This is a genomic window from Leisingera sp. ABM4_103 (genome assembly GCF_056158685.1).
On sequence record NZ_JBSWTU010000005.1, the window covers coordinates 2,679,835 to 2,697,422 of the forward strand.

The following is a 17,588-nucleotide window of genomic DNA, read 5'->3' on the forward strand; positions in this document are numbered from 1 at the left end:
GTTGTTGAAACGAGAAGGGGCGGATCTGTGCGATCCGCCCCTTGCTGTGCCTGGTATGGAGGTGCGCTTATTCGCGGTTGCCAAGCAGCTGGAGCAGCATCATGAACATGTTGATGAAGTCCAGATACAGGCTCAGCGCACCCATGATCGCGGATTTCGCCAGCCATTCCTGGTCACCCGCGTGGGCCATCTGCAGGTAGTCGTTCTTGATGCGCTGAGTATCATAGGCGGTGAGGCCCGCAAAGATCAGCACGCCGATCACCGAGATCGCAAACGCCATGGCCGACGACGCCAGGAAGATGTTGACGATCGAGGCCACGATCAGGCCGATCAGGCCCATGATCAGGAAGGCGCCCATGCCGCTGAGGTCCTTCTTGGTGGTATAGCCCACCAGCGAAAGACCCGCAAAGGCGACGGAGGTGATCAGGAACACCTGCACGATGCTTTCGCCGGTGAAGACCAGGAAGATCGAGCTGATCGACAGGCCCATCACGGTGGCAAAGACGTAGAACAGCAGCTGCACGCCCGCTGCGGACATGCGGTTTGCTGCGGCGCCGATGCCGAACACAAAGGCCAGCGGGGCGAACATGATGACCCACTTCAGCGGCGAGGCATAAAGCGCATAGCCGACATTGGTCAGGTACTTGTCAGCACTCAGCTGCGCCACGGCGTTTGCCGGGTCGGTGGTGACGGCCAGCCCGGCAATTGCCCAGGCGGCCAGGAAGGTGATGAACGTGCCTGCCGCCATGGTGGCGTAGACTTTGTTCATATGGGCGCGCAGGCCCTCATCAATCTGCGCGGCGCGGGCGCCGGCGGCAGACCGGATGGTGTCAAACTGTGCCATTCTCAATGGTCTCCGTAATCTACTCCCTTGCTGCCCGCGCGCGAATGGAGCCGCGGCCGACAGCTTTCCCGGTAAATATCGGGCGAAGCGCGTTGCGGTTCAAGTATTTCGGACCAAGAAATGCATGAAAAAAGCGACTAAACGGGCCGCTGTTCAGCGGCCCGCCGGTAAGGGCGCATACGGGTGGTACTGCCGCTTAGCGCAGCCAGTGCTCCGGCGCGCTCCAGAACCCGCAGCGGGCTTCGGCCTCGGCGTCTGCCCGGGTCAGCCCGATGTCCTTGAGCGCCCGGTCGTCCAGCGCTGCCAGCTGGTCCCGCTGGCGCCGGACAGACCAGAGCAGTCGCAGGCGGCTGAGCAGTGAACGATGCGGCGCCCGGGTTGTGCAGCCGGCAGGGCAGGGGGCTGTTGCATGGGTCATGGCGAAGGTCCTTCAGTTAAGTTTGTGATGCTTCCCTTTTGGGTGATCAATTGTATTGATGAATATGGGCGCCTGTGGCATATTTTGAAAACGAATGTTTTTGATGGAATGCATCAGGTGTTGTGATGGTGAGAAATCTCGATATTACCACGCTCCGCTCTTTTGTGGCGGTGGCGGACAATGGCGGCGTGACCCGGGCGGCAGGTTTTCTGCATCTCACCCAGTCGGCCGTCTCCATGCAGCTGAAGCGGCTGGAAGAACTGCTGGGAGTGGACCTGCTGGACCGCTCCGGCCGCACCATCGCGCTGACGGCGGAGGGCGAGCAGATGCTGGGCTATGCCCGCAAGATGGTCGCGCTGAACGACGAGGTGATCGGCAGGCTGACCGACCAGGCCTATGAGGGCGAGGTTCTTCTCGGGGTGCCGCATGATGTGGTTCATCCGGTGATCCCGACGGTTCTGAAGCGGTTCAACCTCAGCTATCCGCGGGTGAATGTGAACCTCTGCACCTCCAACACCCGCGACCTCAAGACCGAGTTCGGTCGCGGCGCCTTTGATCTGATCCTGACCACCGAGACCGGAGCGGGCGAGGGCGGCGAGACGATTCACAGCATGCCGCTGCGCTGGGTCGGCGCGCCGGACGGATCGGTCTGGCGGCAGCGGCCCCTGCGGCTCGGCTTCTGCCGCAACTGCAGCTTCCGTCCGGTAGCCACGGCGGCGCTTGATGAGGCCGGGATCGAGTGGGAGATGGCGCTCGACAGCGACTCCGACCGCACGGTCGAAGCGACAGTCAGCGCCGATCTCGCCGTGGGGGTGCTGCTGGAAGGCACCCAGCCGGGCTATCAGGAGCTGATTGACCAGGGCTGCGGTCTGCCTGACCTGCCGATGCAGCACATCAACCTGTACGGGGCTGAACGTGTGCGCGCGCCTTACGTTGAGGAGCTGGCCAAATTCGTCCGTCAGGGGTTCCAGGGGTTGTGGTCGGCACCGCTGCGGGCCGCCAGTTGACCCGCAGAAGCATCGGCAGGGTGCTGCGCCCGTTTAGCAGGGCAAGGGCAGGCAGGGCTGGCTAGCAGGAGCTCCCGCGCCCGCAGGCCGCCCTGGCTTCGCCAGCGCATCCTTTGCGGCCTTGGGCCAGGCTCAGCGCCGCGGGCGCTGAGCCTGGCCCAACGGGAGCGGTGCATTTCCAGATGCACCGGCGACGGGCGGGAGCTGCCCCGCAGTCAGCAGTTTTTTTTCGTCAGCTGCTGGTGCCGGTGGTGATCACGACCTTGCCGGTGGATTTGCGGCTGCGCAGCAGCTCCAGCCCTTCGCCTGCCCGTTCCAGGGGCAGAATGTGGCTGATGTGCGGCTTGATGCGGCCCTCGCCATGCCAGGCAAACAGCGTCTCAAAGGAGCGCCGCACCGCCTCGGGGCGAAACTTCATGTAACCGCCCAGGTAAAAGCCGATGACCGTCAGGTTCTTCACCAGCAGGTGGTTGGCCGGGATCTGCGGCACCTCGCCGCCTGCAAAGCCCACCGGCAGCAGCCGCGCGCCGGGGTTCGCGGACCGGAAGGCGGCCTTCCACACCTCGCCGCCCACAGCGTCATAGACCACATCGGCGCCGCCAAGCGCCTTGACCGCGCTGCGCAGGTCTTCGCTCGCGTCGATCAGATGATCCGCTCCGGCGGCTGCTGCCACCTCCAGCTTTTCCTGGCCACGGGCATGGGCGATCACTGTCGCCCCCATCAGCTTGCCGATCTCAACTGCGGTCAGCCCCACACCGCCCGCAGCTCCCGTCACCAGCAGTGTCTCGCCAGGCTGCAGCCGGGCGCAGTGATCCAGCGCCATATGGCTTGTGCCATAGGCGATTTGCATCGCCGCGGCATGTTCAAAACTCATCGTATCGGGAATGCGGATCAGCCGCGCGGCATCAAACACCCCCGCCTCCGCCAGTCCCCCGGAGCCGCCGAACACCGCCACCCGGTCGCCAATCGCAAAGCCGCCAGTTCCATCGCCAAGCGCCGTCACCACACCGGCAGCCTCCAGCCCCAAAGTGAAGGGCAGCTCCGGCGTGTCCTGATAACTGCCTTTCATCATTAGCAGATCGGCAAAGTTCAGGCCGCAGGCCCGCAGCGCGACCGCCGCCTCCCCGGGACCCGGCGGCGGGCATCCGGTTTCGGTCAGGGTTGCCTGCCGGTCAAAGCCGGAAACTTGGTAAGCCAGCATAGTTTCTCCTCACCTTTTGCGGGAACAGAAATGATTCGCAGGGCCACACTGCCGGGCCTCCGCACCCGGGCACACCTCGCTATTTCTGGGGAGGTACGCGATCGGCAGCCGCTTGGCAATAAAACGTTTAGAAAAATGATACGTGAAATCATGCGCTTGACCTCCTCAACCCCGCCGCGGGCGACGGCAGTCTTGCAATCAATCGCAAGGGTTGTACACTTTTGCATAGAGGTTGATCTCAGATCGCTCTGATGGGGAACCTGTTCAGGGGCAAGAATTGAAGGCGTCAGAACAGGTTATAGGAATGCAGCGGTCCGGGTTGCGGCCGGATTTTAGAGACTAGGAGAAACGCATGGCTCATCCCGTTGACGTGCATGTGGGAAAGCGCATCCGCCACCGCCGGTGGCTGATCGGCATGACGCAGCAGCAGCTTGCCGAACAGGTCGGCATCAAATTTCAGCAAATCCAGAAGTATGAGACCGGTGCCAACCGGGTCAGCGCGTCCCGCCTGTGGGATATTTCCGACGCCCTTGAGGTGCCGGTGAGCTTCTTCTTCGAGGGCCTCCAGGAAGAGGGCAAAGCCCCGGCCGAAAAGGCCGCTGTGCCGGAGGATCTGATGGGTGACAAGGAAGCACTCGATCTGGTGCGGTCCTACTACGCGATTCCGGAAAACCAGCGCCGCCGCCTGTTTGAACTGGCCCGCGTGCTGAGCGACGCCGCCTGAAACCTGGACGGGTCCTGAACGGCCATTGCTGCGCAAGTCCGGCCTAGTGCTGTGATTTGCGCTTGCAATGAAACCGGCCGGGTGGCACCCGTTCCTGTATGACACAGGCCGCATATTCCGATCTCGACGTTGCGCACAGGATGGCAGACGCAGCCCGCTCTGCCATCCTTCCGCATTTCCGCAGCACCTCCTTAAACGCTGAAAACAAGCTGGCAGGCGGGTTTGATCCCGTCACCGTGGCTGATCGCGCGGCGGAGCAGGCGATGCGCGCTGTGCTGGCAGAGTTGCGGCCCGCGGACGGCATCCTGGGCGAGGAGTTCGGTGCTGAGCCCGGCAGCTCTGGCCGCACTTGGGTATTGGACCCGATCGACGGCACCCGCGGCTTCATCAGCGGGACGCCGACTTGGGGCGTGCTGATTGCGCTGGCGGATGAAAACGGCCCGTTCCTGGGGGTGATCGACCAGCCCTACACGGGCGAGCGGTTTTGTGGCGGCCCGGAAATTGCGGTGATGACCGGTCCGCTGGGCGAACGGCCTCTGCAGACCCGCGCCACCGCGGCACTTGAAGACGCTGTTCTCTTCACAACCTTTCCCGAAGTCGGCACTGCCGAGGAACGGGCTGGGTTCGAGCGGGTCTCAGCCCGCGCCAAGCTGACGCGCTATGGTACCGATTGCTATGCTTATGCCCTGGTGGCGGCAGGGCAGGTGGACCTGGTGATCGAGGCGGGCCTGAACGCCTATGACATTCAGGCGCCGATTGCACTGATCCAGGCGGCGGGCGGCATCGTCACCGACTGGCAGGGAAACCCTGCGCATGAGGGCGGCCGTGCCCTCGCTGCGGCCAATTCACAGATTCACGCCGCCGCGCTGGAGCTGCTTCGCCAAGCGTGACAGGGTTGAACCCGGCCGCGCTGGCTTGTAGTCTGCGCATCAGGCCGGTTCTTTGCCCGTTTTCCATCGGCCAATCACACATTCCACTGAAGCGGGCTGCCAAAAGGAGTGTGTGACGATGGCAGAAATTCTGATCCAAAATGCCGATACCATCCTGACGATGGACGACGCGCGCCGTGTGCTGCATGGCGCTGATGTCCTGATCCGGGACGGCGGGATTGCCGCGGTAGGGCAGGGGCTGGAGACCAATGGCGAGACCGTCTCGGGCCCTGGCTGCGTGGTGACACCCGGCCTGGTCAATACCCACCACCACCTCTACCAGAACCTCACCCGGGCGGTGCCGGGCGCGCAGGACGCGCTGCTGTTCGGCTGGCTGCAGCGGCTGTATCCGGTCTGGGCGCGGTTCACTCCGGACGAGATGTTCGTCTCTGCCCAGCTGGGCCTCGCGGAACTGGCGCTGTCGGGCTGCACCCTCAGCTCCGACCACCTGTATCTTTATCCCAATGGCTCCCGGCTGGAGGACACCATTCACGCTGCCCGCGATGTGGGCTTGCGCTTCCATCCGACCCGCGGCGCCATGAGCATCGGCGAAAGCGACGGCGGCCTGCCGCCCGACAGCCTGGTCGAAGATGAGCGCGCCATTCTCGATGACATGATCCGGGTGGTGGACGCCTTTCATGATCCGTCCGAAGGCTCCATGTGCCGTGTCGGCCTGGCGCCCTGTTCGCCCTTTTCCGTCAGCCGCGAGCTGATGCGCGATGCCGCGCTGCTGGCCCGGGACAAGGGGGTGATGCTGCACACCCACCTGGCCGAAAACGACGAGGACATCGCCTATTCCGAGGCGCAATTCGGCTGCCGCCCCGGCCAATATGCCGAGGAGCTCGGGTGGACCGGCGATGACGTCTGGCACGCGCATTGCGTCAAGCTCGACGTGCAAGAGATTGATCTTTTTGCCAGAACCCGCACGGGCGTGGCGCATTGCCCTTGTTCCAACTGCCGCCTTGGCAGCGGTATCGCCCCGGTGCGCGCGATGCGCGACGCAGGCGTGCCGGTCGGGCTGGGGGTGGACGGCTCCGCCAGCAACGACATGGCCAGCCTCAGCGCCGAGGCGCGCCAGGCCATGCTGTTGCAGCGGGTCGCCAACGGCGCCGATGCGATGAGCGCCTATGAAACGCTGGAGATCGCCACCCGCGGCGGCGCCGATGTGCTGGGCCGCCCCGACTGCGGCCGCCTGGAGCCCGGCAAGCGCGCGGATATTGCGATCTGGGACACCACCGGCATCGCCTCCAGCGGCAGCTGGGACCCGGCGGCCTTGCTGCTGGCTGGTCCAACCCAGGTCAAACACCTCTTCGTGGAAGGCAAGCAGATCATCCGCGGCGGCGAACTCACAACTCTTGACCTGCCGCTCCTGATCGAACGCCACGGCGAACTCGCACGCGCCCTGGCTTCCTCTTGCTGAAAATACCCCCGCCGGAGGCAGAGGCGCGCCAGCGCCTCTCCTAGACCCGCTTGCCGCCGATCCAGACCTCGGCGACGGCACGGTCATCGCCCATCATGATCGTCGGGAACACTGCCTCCCACAGGTCCTCTGCCCGCTCGGCACGCTGCGCAATTGCCGGGGTCGAAGCAAGGTCAAGCACCACCAGATCCGCCTCCATGCCTTCTGCGATATTGCCGATCTTTCCGTCCATCCGCAGCGCCACGGCAGACCCTTGGGTCGCCAGCCACAACAGCTGAGGCGCGTGCAGGGGGGTACCGCGCAGCTGTCCGATTTCATAAGCCGCCGCCATTGTGCGCAGCATCGAAAAGCTCGACCCGCCGCCGGTGTCGGTCGCAAGCCCGATCCGCTGGCCTTCGGCCATCAGCCCGGCCATGTCGAACAGGCCCGATCCGATGAAGGTGTTGGACGTCGGGCAATGGATCAGCGCTGCGCCATACTCGCGCAGCCGGTGCCGCTCGCGCTCCTCCAGATGGATGGCGTGACCGTAGAGCCCCTTGGCGCCCAGCAGGCCGAATTCCTCATAGGTGTCCAGGTAATCCCGCGCCTGCGGAAACAGCTCCCGGACCCAGGCAATCTCATCGGTCTGCTCGCTCAGATGCGTCTGCATCAGGCATTCCGGATGCTTGCCCCAAAGCGCGCCCATCGCCTCCAGCTGCTCCGGCGTCGAAGTGGGGGAGAACCGCGGTGTGATGGCGTATTCCAATCGGTCCACCCCGTGCCAGCGCGCAATCAGCGCCTCGCTGTCGTCATAGGCCGACTGCGCCGTGTCCCGCAGACCCTCCGGCGCATTGCGGTCCATGCAGGTCTTGCCAGCCGCCACCCGCTGCCCGCGTGCCTGCGCCGCGGTAAAGAACGCATCGACGCTCTCGGGATGGATGGTGCAATAGCTGCAGACCGTGGTGGTGCCATGCGATGCGGTCAGGTCCAGGTAACGGGCGGCGATTTCGTCAGCATAGGCCCGGTCTGCAAACCGCATTTCCTCCGGAAAGGTATAGCTGTTCAGCCAGTCGATCAGCCGCTTGCCCCAGCTGGCGATGATCGCGGTCTGCGGGTAATGCACATGGGCATCGACAAAGCCGGCCAGGATCAGATTCTGCCCGTGATCGCGCACCTCAGCGTCCGGCAGCAGCGCCTGCATCTCCGATAGCGTGCCGGTGCCCGTAATCACCCCGTTCTGCACCGCCACCGTCTCCTGCAGCCGGGCCGCACCTTCCGGGCTGCCGCCGGTAAAGGGGGAGCGGGTAAAGGACAGCACCTGTCCTTTTAGGATGACTCCGGTGCCCATTCGTTCAACCCTTTCCTTGCAAATCAGCGCAACGCAGGATACCCGCGCATCAGCTCCGGACAGATTATGCCATTGTCATTGTTTTCCGGTAGCGGCTTCTTCTATTTTGCAGGCAATTACTCACAAAATATCCCGGGGGCATCACATGAGCAGCGGCGACAACATCTCCGGCGACCTGTCTCAGGACGACGCCTATGATCTGGACCGCAAGCTGGTCGCACAGATCCTGGAAGCGGTGGAGCAGGGCGATCAGCAGACTCTGACCGAGCTGCTGGAAGACCTGCACGCCGCCGACATCGCCGACCTTCTGGAACAGATCGATTCAGCCGAACGGACCCGGCTGATCCATCTCTATGACCGGGAGTTCGACGGCGAAATCCTCTCGGAACTGGACGACAGCATCCGCGAGGAAGTGATCTCTATCCTCAAACCCGCGGTTCTGGCCGAGGCGGTGCGGGAGCTGGAAAGCGACGATGTGGTCGACCTCCTGGAAGACCTGGAGGAGCCGCAGCAGGAAGCCATCCTCGAGGTGCTGGAAGACGCCGACCGGGTCGCGGTCGAGCAGTCGCTGAGCTATCCCGAAAACTCCGCAGGCCGCCTGATGCAGCGCGAAGTGGTGATGGCGCCGGAGCATTGGAACGTCGGCCAGGCCATTGATTACATGCGCGCCTCCGACGATCTGCCGGAACAATTCTATCACGTGGTTGTGGTCGACCCGCGCGCGCATCCGGTCGGCAATGTGACCCTGGGACGGATCATGGCCTCCAAGCGCGAGGTACCGCTGACCGACCTGCTGGAAGAGACCTTTCAGGTCATTCCGGCGGATCAGGACGAGGAAGACGTCGCCTATGCCTTCAACCAGTACCACTTGATTTCGGCCCCGGTTGTCGATGACGAGGGCCGCCTGGTCGGGGTGATCACCATCGACGACGCGATGATCGTGCTGGATGAGGAGCACGAGGAGGACATCCTGCGCCTGGCCGGTGTCGGCGAGGAAAGCTCGCTGGCCGACAAGGTGATCGAGACCACCAAGCGCCGGTTCCCCTGGCTGGCGGTCAACCTGGTGACGGCGGTTCTGGCCTCGCTGGTGATTGCGCTGTTCGAGGACACCATCGCCCAGTTTGTGGCGCTGGCGGTGCTTATGCCGATTGTCGCCTCCATGGGCGGCAATGCCGGCACCCAGTCGTTGACGGTTGCGGTGCGCGCGATTGCCACCCGCGACCTCACCGGCTCCAACGTCTGGCGGGTGATCCGGCGTGAGGTGCTGGTGGGGCTGGTCAACGGGGTGATCTTTGCGGTGGTGATGGCAGTTGTCGGCATCGCGTGGTTCGGCTCGCCTGTGCTGGGCGGCGTGATTGCCGTCGCGATGGTGATCAATCTGGTCGTCGCCGGGCTCGCAGGCACGGTGATCCCGGTTTTACTGGAGAAAGCCGGAATTGACCCGGCGCTGGCCTCCGGCGCCTTTGTGACCACGGTGACCGATGTGGTCGGCTTCTTTGCCTTCCTCGGCCTCGCCGCCGCCGTACTGCTGTAGGAGACCGCCATGACGGATCTGACTGAAATCAAGGCCGCCGCCCGCAAGGCTGCCTTCGCCCGCCGCAAGGAGGCGCACGCCCGCAACATCCCCGGTGCGGCAGGCCACCTGTCGGAGGTGCTGGCCGGCTACCGCGGCGTGCCGCTGTCGGGCTACATGCCGATCCGCACCGAAATCGACCCGCTGCCCGCGATGGCCGAGGCCGCCGCGCATGGCCCCGTCGGCGTGCCGGTGATCATGGGGGCGGGCCAGCCCCTGCAGTTCAGCCGCTGGCAGCCCGATGGGCCGCTGCGCGAAGGCCCGTTCGGCGCCATGGTGCCCGAGGCTGACGACTTCTTTGAGCCGGAAATCCTGGTGGTTCCACTGGTTGCCTTCGACGCCCGGGGCGGGCGGCTGGGCTACGGCGGCGGCTTTTATGACCGCACGCTGGAACTGCTGCGCGGCAAGCGGGCGACGCTGGCGATTGGCTTTGCCTTTGATGCCCAGGAGGCCGAGGACCTGCCGCTGGAGCCCACCGACCAGCCGCTCGACATGATCGTCACCGAAAGCCGTATCCTGCAGTTCAACCGCTGACATCGTGCATGGCAGCCAAGATTTTTCGAAAAATTTTGGTAAAACTTTTTGAAAAGTTTTACGCGGCCAACGCGGCCCTTGTCCTGAGACCGGCAAGCGCGTACCACGCCGCAATGCGAATTCTGTTTCTAGGCGATGTGATGGGCCGCGCCGGGCGCCGCGCCGTCACCGAAAACCTGCCGCGGCTGCGCGACGAGTGGCGGCTCGATTTTGTTGTGGTGAACGGCGAAAACGCCTCCAACGGCATGGGGCTGAGCGGCGAGCACGCCAAGCTGCTGCTGGATGCGGGTGTCGACTGCCTGACGCTCGGCGATCATGCCTTCGACCAGAAGGACATGCTGCAGTACATCGAGAAAGAGCCGCGCATCATCCGGCCGCTGAACTTTGCCAAGGGCGCGCCGGGCCGCGGCTACCGCCTGTTCAACGCGCCGGGCGGGCGCAAGGTGCTGGTGGTGCAGGTGCTGGGCCAGGTATTCATGAAACGCGCCTTCGATGATCCCTTCGGCGCGGTGGAGGCAGTGCTGAAATCACACCCGCGCGGCGGGCTGGCTCAGGCGGTCATTGTCGACATGCATTGCGAGGCCACATCCGAGAAGATGGCGATGGGCCATTTCTGCAATGGCCGCGCCTCGCTGGTCGCAGGCACCCATACCCATGTGCCGACCGCAGACGCACAGATCCTCTCCGAAGGCACCGGCTATCTGACCGACGCTGGCATGTGCGGCGATTACAATTCGGTCATCGGCATGGACAAGGCCGAACCGATGCGCCGTTTCCTGACCGGAATGCCGAAGACACGCTTTTCCCCGGCAAATGGCGAAGCCACCCTGTCCGGAGTCTTTGTCGAAACCGACGACCGGACCGGTGCGGCCAAACAGATTCGCATGGTGCGCAACGGCGGGCTGCTGCAGGAAGCGCTGCCCTGAGCGGGATGAAACCCTCGCGAAGACGTTTGAAGGCGGAAGGATCGGCCGGAAAAGAAGGGATTTACTGCATATTCTCCTGAATGGCGCCGGAGGAGCCGCTGTAAATGCGGAAATCCTTGCTCCGCCAAAGGGTTTCGGGGAGACTGCGCGATGGCGGCGCGCCGCCCCGCGCGCTAAACCCGCGTTAATCAATATGGGCGTAGTCACGGCACATGCAGTTTATCCAACTTGGTGACACCGGCAGCGCGTTTCTGGCGCTTGCAATTGTCCTGGCCATGTTTGTGGCGTTCCTGCGGGAAACCTACCCGACTGAAGTGGTGGCGCTGACCGGCGTTGCGGCGATGCTGGCCACCGGCGTGCTGCCCTACAGCGCGGCGCTGCCGGTGCTGGCCAACCCGGCGCCGTGGACCATTGCCGCGATGTTCATCATCATGGGTGCCCTGGTGCGCACCGGCGCGCTCGATGCTTTCACCCAGGCAGCCAAGAAGCAGGCGGGGGTCAACCCGAAGCTTGCAGTGGGCCTGCTGATGGCCTTTGTGGTTTCTGCGTCGGCCGTGGTCTCCAATACCCCGGTGGTGGTGGTGATGATCCCGGTGTTCATCCAGATTGCCCGCACTCTCAATGTCTCGGCCTCCAAGATGCTGATCCCGCTCAGCTATGCGGCGATCCTTGGCGGCACGCTGACGCTGATCGGCACTTCGACCAACCTGCTGGTGGACGGTGTCGCCCGGGCGCAAGGCCTGAAACCCTTCACCATTTTTGAAGTTACCCCGCTGGGGCTGATCCTGGTTGCCTATGGCATGGTCTATTTGCGCTTCATCGCGCCGCGGCTGCTGCCGGCCCGCGACAGCATGGCCTCGCTGCTCAGCGACAAATCGAAGATGAAGTTCTTCACCGAGGCGGTGATCCCGCCTGAAAGCAACCTGATCGGCCGCGAAGTAACCGGCGTGCAGCTGTTCAAACGCCCGGGTGTGCGGCTGATCGACGTGATCCGCGGAGATGCCTCGCTGCGCCGCAATCTCGAAGGGGTGGAGCTGCAGGTCGGCGACCGTGTCGTGCTGCGCACCCGGATGACCGAGCTTTTGAGCCTGCAAAGCAACAAGGAGCTGAAGCGGGTCGATCAGGTCTCCGCGGTGGAGACCCAGACCGTAGAGGTGCTGATCACCCCGGGCTGCCGAATGGTCGGCCGCTCGCTTGGCGCCCTGCGCCTGCGCCGCCGCTATGGCGTTTATACGCTGGCAGTGCACCGGCGGAACCAGAATATCGGCGTGCAGCTCGACGACCTTGTGGTCCGGATCGGCGACACCCTGCTGCTGGAGGGCGCTCCCGCCGACATCCAGCGCCTGGCGTCGGATATGGATCTGGCGGATGTCTCTCAGCCGACCCAGCGCGCCTACCGCCGCAGCCACGCGCCGATTGCGGTTGTGGCGCTGTTCAGCATCGTGGTTCTGGCGGCCTTTGGCGTTGCGCCGATCCTGATGCTGTCCGTGCTGTCTGTGTCGCTGGTGTTCATTACCCGTTGCATCGACGCGGACGAGGCATTTTCCTTTGTCGACGGGCGGCTATTGGCGCTGATCTTCTCGATGCTGGCGATTGGTGCGGCACTGGAAAGCTCCGGCGCCGTCAGCCTGATCGTCAACGCCATTGCTCCGGCCCTGTCGATGCTGCCGCCGTTCCTGCTGGTCTGGGCGGTTTACCTGCTGACCTCGGTGCTGACCGAGCTGGTGTCCAACAACGCGGTCGCAGTGGTCGTCACACCGATCGCCATTGGCCTGGCGCAGGCCATGGGTGTCGATCCGCGGCCGCTGGTGGTGGCGGTGATGGTCGCGGCTTCGGCCTCTTTCGCGACTCCGATCGGATATCAGACCAATACGCTGGTCTACGGGCCCGGCGGCTATAAATTCACCGATTTCCTGCGCGTCGGCATTCCTCTGAACCTGACCGTCGGCATGCTGGCCTCGGTGATCATCCCCTTCATCTGGCCGCTCTGATCAAGGACAAAGTGACGCAAAAGCGGCGGTGTCCCGCCGTGCGTGCAAATATTTACGGGAAATTCACAGCGCTGCCCCCATATGAAACATGGTGAGTGTTTTTTGGGGGTAATCATGGCGACCAGGAAAGTTTTCCTTTTTGTTGTTTTGGCTGGATCGACAGCCATCGCGCTGGCATCGCATGCTTTGGCAGGTGCCGTGTAGGCAGCTCAGCCTGCAGAACCGGCCGCAAAATCCTTGCCAAGGATTTTGACAAAACTTTTGAGCAAAAGTTTTGCGCCGCTCGTCACAGCGGCCAGAAGACCAGAATAGACGGGATCGATACGGCGATGACCAGCACTTCCAGCGGCAGGCCCATCCGCCAGTAGTCGCCAAAGCGGTAGCCGCCGGGCCCCAGCACCAGCGTGTTATTCTTGTGCCCGATAGGGGTCAGGAAGGCCGCAGAAGCCGCCACCGCCACTGCCATCAGGAACGGATCGGGTGAGACGCCCAGGGTTTCCGCCATCTGGATCCCCACGGGGGCCGCGACAATCGCCGTGGCAGTGTTGTTCAGCACATCCGACAGCGTCATGGTCACCACCATCAGCACCGTCAGCACCGCCCAGGCCGGCAGCCCCTCTGTCAGCGTGATCAGCGCTCCGGCAATCAGCGCGGTGCCGCCCGAAGCGTCAAGGGCCGCGCCCAGCGGGATCATCGAGCCGAGCAGCACCACCACCGGCCACTCCACATGGTCATAGATTTCCGCCACCGGCAGGATCTTCAGCAGCACATATCCCACCGCAACCAGACCCAGCGCCACAGGCAGGTACAACAGCCCCACAGAGGCCGCGACCACTGCCGCGGCAAACAGCCCGATCGCGGCCCAGGTCTTGTCATTGGCCGTCACCGACAGGCCGCGGGCGGCCAGCGGCAGGCAGCCCAGCCAATCCGCGACATCGGCGCTGCGCCCGCGCGGGCACAAGAGCAGCAGGATATCCCCCGCTTCGATCTTGGTCTGGCGGATATGGTGGGTGATCCGGCGGCCTTGCCGGGAAATTCCCAGCAGCACCGCGCTTTGCCGCCAGGACAGGCCGATCGCCTGGGCGCTTCGGCCGCGGATGCGCGCGGTTTCGGGCACCACCAGCTCCAGCAGTTCCAGCCCTTCACCCGCCGCCGTCAGCTTCTCCTGCCGGGCGGCATCGGCAAAATCCAGCTTCAGCGCGCTGCGGAATTCATCCAGCGCTTCCGGTTCGGCTTCGATCACCAGCGCGTCGCCCTCCCGCAGAATGGCTGCGACGGACCGCCCGTAACGCCGCTTGCCATCACGGATCAGCCCGAGAATGGCGACATCTGCCTTCTCGGCCTCTTCATCCAGTTCCCCCAGCCGCTTGCCGATGAGATCGGACTCCTCGCCCACCGTCAGCTCGGCGATATAAGGCGCCAGCTGCGCCTCCGAGGCGCCGGCCGCATTCTCCCGCGCCGGGATCAGCCGCCAGCCGATCAGCGCCACAAACGCCAGCCCCGCCAGCGCCGCCGCGCCGCCTACGGGGGCGAAATCGAACATCCGGAACGGCTCGCCCAGCGTCTCCTCGCGGATCGCGGCAATGATGATATTGGGCGGTGTGCCGATCAGCGTCGCCATGCCGCCCAGGATGGTGGCAAAGGACAGGGGCATCAGGCTCAGCCCCGGCGCGCGGCCGGCCTTGCGCGCGGTCTGGATGTCCACCGGCATCAGCAGCGCCAGCGCCGCCACATTGTTCATGAAGGCCGACAGCACCGCGCCAACCCCGCCCATCAGCGCGATATGGGCGCCCAGGCCGCGGGCAGAATCCACCAGCGTCCGGGTGATCAGGAACACCGCGCCCGAACGCACCAGCCCGGCCGAGACGATCAGCACCAGTGCCACCACCAGCGTTGCCGGATGCCCAAAGCCGGCAAAGGCCTCGCCCGCGGGCACCACCCCCAGCACCACGCCCGCCATCAGCGCGGCAAAGGCTACCAGGTCATAGCGCCAGCGCCCCCACAGAAGCAGGCCAAAGACGGCACCAAAAAGGGCAAACAAAACAGCTTGATCGAATGTCATACCGCCACCTTAGCCCCTTAAAACAAGGGAACAAGGGCGAAGCCGGGGCAGGGGCGCTTGAAAGCAGGCGCCGGCACGGGCTATATGAGCGCCAATTCAGATATTCAGCAGCAAGGATGCACCATGGCAGGCCATTCAAAATGGGCTAACATTCAGCACCGCAAGGGCCGTCAGGACGCGGCGCGGTCAAAACTGTTTTCCAAGCTGGCCAAGGAGATCACCGTGGCCGCCAAGATGGGCGACCCCGATCCCGACAAGAACCCGCGCCTGCGCCTGGCCGTGAAGGAAGCCAAGAGCCAATCCGTCCCCAAGGACGTGATCGAGCGCGCGATCAAGAAGGCCGTGGGCGGCGACGCCGAAAACTATGACGAAATCCGCTACGAGGGCTACGGCCCCAATGGCGTTGCGGTGATCGTCGAGGCGATGACCGACAACAAGAACCGCACCGCCTCCAACGTGCGTTCCACCTTCTCCAAGAACGGCGGCAACCTGGGCGAGACCGGCTCGGTCGGCTTCATGTTCGACCGCAAGGGCGAAGTCACTTATCCGGCCTCCGTGGGCGACGCGGACACCGTGATGATGGCCGCGATCGAAGCGGGTGCCGAGGATGTCGAAAGCTCCGAGGACGGCCACATCATCTATTGCGCGGACAGCGACCTGAACGATGTGTCCAACGCGCTGGAAGCGGAGCTGGGTGAATCGGAGTCGACCAAGCTGGTCTGGAAGCCGACCACCACCACCGAGCTGGACCTGGAAGGCATGCAGAAGCTGATGAAGCTGGTCGATGCACTGGAAGACGACGACGACGTGCAGCGCGTCACCACCAACTTCGAGGCCACCGACGAGGTCATGGCGCAGCTCTGATCTGCCTCGGACCGAATGCACCAAGGCCCGCCAAAACGGCGGGCCTTTTTCGTGCCGCAGACGCTCAAAACCGCTTCATCTGGCTGGAAATATCCCGGGGGTGAGGCCCAGGGGGACGAAGGGGCAGCGCCCCCTCAGAACGCCTCCCCGGTGAGCACCCCGGCCGCCCGCAGCTCGGAGCTTGACGGGACCCACAGTTCCCCATTGGCGACGGCGAAAACGTCGCGGGCAAACTCCGCGCGGATCCCCTGCTGCTGCAAAAAGGCCAGGTCCTTCTGCTGTTCCTTCAGCAGATCCACCTGCGGCAGCCCGCCTTCGAACATCAGCGCATAGCCGTGAAATCCCAGCTTCCCGCCCTCTGCCAGGCGGCGGGAGCGTCCGGCAGCAAAGACCAGCGTGCAGGCAGAGGCGCAAAGCGCAGCGGCCTCGGTGTCCAGCTGATACCGCCGGATCAGCTTTGCCGCGCCGCGGGCCTCATAGATCAGCCCGCCAGGGCCCGACAGCCGCACCCTGCGCACGTCCGGCGCACTTGCCAGCACCGCTTCCATCCGCCGGGTCAGCCCGTGGGTGATTTCGCCATCAAAAACCAGCACAAGCCCGTCTTCGGACACACGCAGGCTGTATTTGGCTTCGCGCTCCAGCCGCCGCTGCTCGGCATAGGCGGGCTCCTCCACCGCCCGAGCAATCAGCAGCGCGTCCCACCACAGGATCAGCGCAGCAAAGCCTGCAAACAACAGCACCAGGTAACCGCCCCAGACCGGCATCATCGCCCCGGTGCTGCGCACATGCGCATCGGCGCTCAGCTGGAACGCCCGGGCCTGCCACAGCAGAAACAGCCCGTCCGCCGCCATCAGCACAAATACCAGCGGCACCGGCAGCCGGACCCATTGGTTCAGCGCCAGCCACCCCAGCACCAGACAGGCCCGCGGCAGCACCACCTGCAGACCCAGGCTGCGCGGCAGGGAGACGGGCGCCCGCATCATTCGCACTGCCAGCCAGGAGCGATGCAATTTTCTTGCAAGAAAATTGGCCGGAAAATTTGAATTTTCCGGGCCCCCGCGGCTGGTGTCACTCTACAAATACGGCGATCTCCTCCAGCGGTTTCTTCAGCTTGGCAACGGCCGGAACCGTGGCCTGTGCCGCCGGATGGCCCACGGCAATGATCATGGCGGGCTTTTCCGAGGCCGGGCGCCCCAGCGCTTCGTTCAGGAATTTCATCGGGTTCGGCGTATGGGTCAGCGTGCACAGTCCCGCCGTATGCAGCGCCGTCAGCAAGACGCCCGTGGCGATATTCACGCTTTCCGGCACGTAGTAGTTCTTGAACCGGCTGCCGTCCTCGAATTCGCCCCAGCGCTGGGCAAAGACCACGATCAGCCAAGGGGCGATAGTCAGATGCGGTTTGTCGGCGTCAGTGCCAATCGGCTCCAGCGCCTTGATCCATTCATCACCCGCGCCGCCGGCATAGAACTTCTTTTCCTCTTCCTCGGCCTCAGCCCGGATCCGCGCCTTCAGCTTCGGGCTGGAGACCGCGGCAAAGAACCAGGGCTGGTGATTGGCCCCCGACGGCGCGGTGCCGGCGGCGCGGATGCAGTCCTCGATCACGCCCCGCGGCACCGGCCGGTCCGAATAGTCCCGCACCGTGTGCCGCCGCCGCATATGGGCAAGGAAGGCTGCCGCCCTTTCCTGCATTTCCGCATCCGAATACTCCGCCCGGTCGGGCAGGGGCAGCGGGTCATAGCTCAGGGCGTCTTTTGAGAACATGGGCAGG

Annotated in this window: 16 protein-coding genes; 9 read left to right on the forward strand and 7 right to left on the reverse strand. The window is 64.3% G+C overall.

Annotated features, from left to right (window positions below):
• Positions 1-67 precede the first annotated feature (67 nt).
• Both ACXAED_RS14720 and ACXAED_RS14725 read right to left on the reverse strand, forming a co-directional pair.
• Positions 68-844 carry a Bax inhibitor-1/YccA family protein gene (locus ACXAED_RS14720; protein ID WP_475050962.1) on the reverse strand — a complete coding sequence of 259 codons (777 nt, stop codon included), beginning with the start codon at positions 842-844 and terminating at the stop codon, positions 68-70.
• Positions 845-1,040: 196 nt separating this feature from the next.
• The gene (locus ACXAED_RS14725; RefSeq protein WP_475050964.1) at positions 1,041-1,262 is read right to left on the reverse strand and encodes a DUF1127 domain-containing protein; all 222 of its coding nucleotides are present in this window, start codon (positions 1,260-1,262) and stop codon (positions 1,041-1,043) included.
• 125 nt (positions 1,263-1,387) lie between these two features.
• Here ACXAED_RS14725 and ACXAED_RS14730 point away from each other — a divergent pair, with 125 nt between their 5' ends.
• Complete coding sequence (locus ACXAED_RS14730; protein ID WP_475050966.1) at positions 1,388-2,269, forward strand: LysR family transcriptional regulator; 882 nt, start codon at positions 1,388-1,390, stop codon at positions 2,267-2,269.
• 232 nt (positions 2,270-2,501) lie between these two features.
• Here the strand turns inward: ACXAED_RS14730 and ACXAED_RS14735 are convergent, their stop codons facing one another.
• Complete coding sequence (locus tag ACXAED_RS14735) at positions 2,502-3,470, reverse strand: NADPH:quinone oxidoreductase family protein (protein ID WP_475050968.1); 969 nt, start codon at positions 3,468-3,470, stop codon at positions 2,502-2,504.
• A 352-nt stretch (positions 3,471-3,822) separates the two neighbouring features.
• Here ACXAED_RS14735 and ACXAED_RS14740 point away from each other — a divergent pair, with 352 nt between their 5' ends.
• The 3 genes from ACXAED_RS14740 to ACXAED_RS14750 all read left to right on the forward strand — a co-directional run bounded on the left by ACXAED_RS14740 (position 3,823) and on the right by ACXAED_RS14750 (position 6,543).
• Complete coding sequence (locus tag ACXAED_RS14740) at positions 3,823-4,194, forward strand: helix-turn-helix domain-containing protein (RefSeq protein WP_039168241.1); 372 nt, start codon at positions 3,823-3,825, stop codon at positions 4,192-4,194.
• 98 nt (positions 4,195-4,292) lie between these two features.
• Positions 4,293-5,084, forward strand: a complete 792-nt coding sequence (gene hisN, locus ACXAED_RS14745) for a histidinol-phosphatase (RefSeq protein WP_475050970.1) — start codon at positions 4,293-4,295, stop codon at positions 5,082-5,084.
• A gap of 118 nt (positions 5,085-5,202) precedes the next feature.
• Positions 5,203-6,543 (forward strand): 8-oxoguanine deaminase, encoded by a 1,341-nt coding sequence (locus ACXAED_RS14750; RefSeq protein ID WP_475050971.1) that lies wholly within the window; start codon positions 5,203-5,205, stop codon positions 6,541-6,543.
• Between the two features lie 40 nt (positions 6,544-6,583).
• Here ACXAED_RS14750 and guaD read toward each other — a convergent pair whose 3' ends face one another.
• Positions 6,584-7,870, reverse strand: coding sequence for a guanine deaminase (gene guaD, locus ACXAED_RS14755; RefSeq protein ID WP_475050973.1), 1,287 nt, complete (start codon positions 7,868-7,870; stop codon positions 6,584-6,586).
• 145 nt (positions 7,871-8,015) lie between these two features.
• Here guaD and mgtE point away from each other — a divergent pair, with 145 nt between their 5' ends.
• The 4 genes from mgtE to ACXAED_RS14775 all read left to right on the forward strand — a co-directional run bounded on the left by mgtE (position 8,016) and on the right by ACXAED_RS14775 (position 12,894).
• Positions 8,016-9,404 carry a magnesium transporter gene (gene mgtE / locus ACXAED_RS14760; protein WP_475050975.1) on the forward strand — a complete coding sequence of 463 codons (1,389 nt, stop codon included), beginning with the start codon at positions 8,016-8,018 and terminating at the stop codon, positions 9,402-9,404.
• A 9-nt stretch (positions 9,405-9,413) separates the two neighbouring features.
• Positions 9,414-9,977 carry a 5-formyltetrahydrofolate cyclo-ligase gene (locus tag ACXAED_RS14765; protein WP_475050977.1) on the forward strand — a complete coding sequence of 188 codons (564 nt, stop codon included), beginning with the start codon at positions 9,414-9,416 and terminating at the stop codon, positions 9,975-9,977.
• 113 nt (positions 9,978-10,090) lie between these two features.
• Positions 10,091-10,903, forward strand: coding sequence for a TIGR00282 family metallophosphoesterase (locus tag ACXAED_RS14770; protein ID WP_475050978.1), 813 nt, complete (start codon positions 10,091-10,093; stop codon positions 10,901-10,903).
• A gap of 212 nt (positions 10,904-11,115) precedes the next feature.
• Positions 11,116-12,894, forward strand: coding sequence for an SLC13 family permease (locus tag ACXAED_RS14775; protein ID WP_475050979.1), 1,779 nt, complete (start codon positions 11,116-11,118; stop codon positions 12,892-12,894).
• Positions 12,895-13,180: 286 nt separating this feature from the next.
• On the opposite strand, the gene ACXAED_RS14780 is transcribed toward ACXAED_RS14775, so the two are convergent.
• On the reverse strand, positions 13,181-14,956 hold the full coding sequence (locus tag ACXAED_RS14780; protein WP_475050980.1) for an SLC13 family permease: 1,776 nt from the start codon (positions 14,954-14,956) through the stop codon (positions 13,181-13,183).
• A 123-nt stretch (positions 14,957-15,079) separates the two neighbouring features.
• Here ACXAED_RS14780 and ACXAED_RS14785 point away from each other — a divergent pair, with 123 nt between their 5' ends.
• Positions 15,080-15,820, forward strand: a complete 741-nt coding sequence (locus ACXAED_RS14785) for a YebC/PmpR family DNA-binding transcriptional regulator (protein ID WP_475050981.1) — start codon at positions 15,080-15,082, stop codon at positions 15,818-15,820.
• Between the two features lie 134 nt (positions 15,821-15,954).
• Here ACXAED_RS14785 and ACXAED_RS14790 read toward each other — a convergent pair whose 3' ends face one another.
• Positions 15,955-16,803 carry a COG3904 family protein gene (locus ACXAED_RS14790; RefSeq protein ID WP_475050982.1) on the reverse strand — a complete coding sequence of 283 codons (849 nt, stop codon included), beginning with the start codon at positions 16,801-16,803 and terminating at the stop codon, positions 15,955-15,957.
• An 85-nt stretch (positions 16,804-16,888) separates the two neighbouring features.
• Positions 16,889-17,581 (reverse strand): nitroreductase family protein, encoded by a 693-nt coding sequence (locus ACXAED_RS14795; RefSeq protein ID WP_475050983.1) that lies wholly within the window; start codon positions 17,579-17,581, stop codon positions 16,889-16,891.
• Positions 17,582-17,588 lie beyond the last annotated feature (7 nt).

What these genes read in the sequence shown, in the direction of transcription:
- ACXAED_RS14775 (WP_475050979.1), top strand. Translation starts at nt 11,116, where the DNA reads ATGCAGTTTATCCAACTTGGTGACACCGGCAGCGCGTTTCTGGCGCTT.
- ACXAED_RS14795 (WP_475050983.1), bottom strand. Translation starts at nt 17,581, where the DNA reads ATGTTCTCAAAAGACGCCCTGAGCTATGACCCGCTGCCCCTGCCCGAC.
- ACXAED_RS14785 (WP_475050981.1), top strand. Translation starts at nt 15,080, where the DNA reads ATGGCAGGCCATTCAAAATGGGCTAACATTCAGCACCGCAAGGGCCGT.
- ACXAED_RS14725 (WP_475050964.1), bottom strand. Translation starts at nt 1,262, where the DNA reads ATGACCCATGCAACAGCCCCCTGCCCTGCCGGCTGCACAACCCGGGCG.
- ACXAED_RS14770 (WP_475050978.1), top strand. Translation starts at nt 10,091, where the DNA reads ATGCGAATTCTGTTTCTAGGCGATGTGATGGGCCGCGCCGGGCGCCGC.
- ACXAED_RS14750 (WP_475050971.1), top strand. Translation starts at nt 5,203, where the DNA reads ATGGCAGAAATTCTGATCCAAAATGCCGATACCATCCTGACGATGGAC.
- ACXAED_RS14790 (WP_475050982.1), bottom strand. Translation starts at nt 16,803, where the DNA reads ATGATGCGGGCGCCCGTCTCCCTGCCGCGCAGCCTGGGTCTGCAGGTG.
- ACXAED_RS14735 (WP_475050968.1), bottom strand. Translation starts at nt 3,470, where the DNA reads ATGCTGGCTTACCAAGTTTCCGGCTTTGACCGGCAGGCAACCCTGACC.
- ACXAED_RS14730 (WP_475050966.1), top strand. Translation starts at nt 1,388, where the DNA reads ATGGTGAGAAATCTCGATATTACCACGCTCCGCTCTTTTGTGGCGGTG.
- guaD (WP_475050973.1), bottom strand. Translation starts at nt 7,870, where the DNA reads ATGGGCACCGGAGTCATCCTAAAAGGACAGGTGCTGTCCTTTACCCGC.
- mgtE (WP_475050975.1), top strand. Translation starts at nt 8,016, where the DNA reads ATGAGCAGCGGCGACAACATCTCCGGCGACCTGTCTCAGGACGACGCC.
- ACXAED_RS14765 (WP_475050977.1), top strand. Translation starts at nt 9,414, where the DNA reads ATGACGGATCTGACTGAAATCAAGGCCGCCGCCCGCAAGGCTGCCTTC.
- ACXAED_RS14740 (WP_039168241.1), top strand. Translation starts at nt 3,823, where the DNA reads ATGGCTCATCCCGTTGACGTGCATGTGGGAAAGCGCATCCGCCACCGC.
- ACXAED_RS14780 (WP_475050980.1), bottom strand. Translation starts at nt 14,956, where the DNA reads ATGACATTCGATCAAGCTGTTTTGTTTGCCCTTTTTGGTGCCGTCTTT.
- ACXAED_RS14720 (WP_475050962.1), bottom strand. Translation starts at nt 844, where the DNA reads ATGGCACAGTTTGACACCATCCGGTCTGCCGCCGGCGCCCGCGCCGCG.
- hisN (WP_475050970.1), top strand. Translation starts at nt 4,293, where the DNA reads ATGACACAGGCCGCATATTCCGATCTCGACGTTGCGCACAGGATGGCA.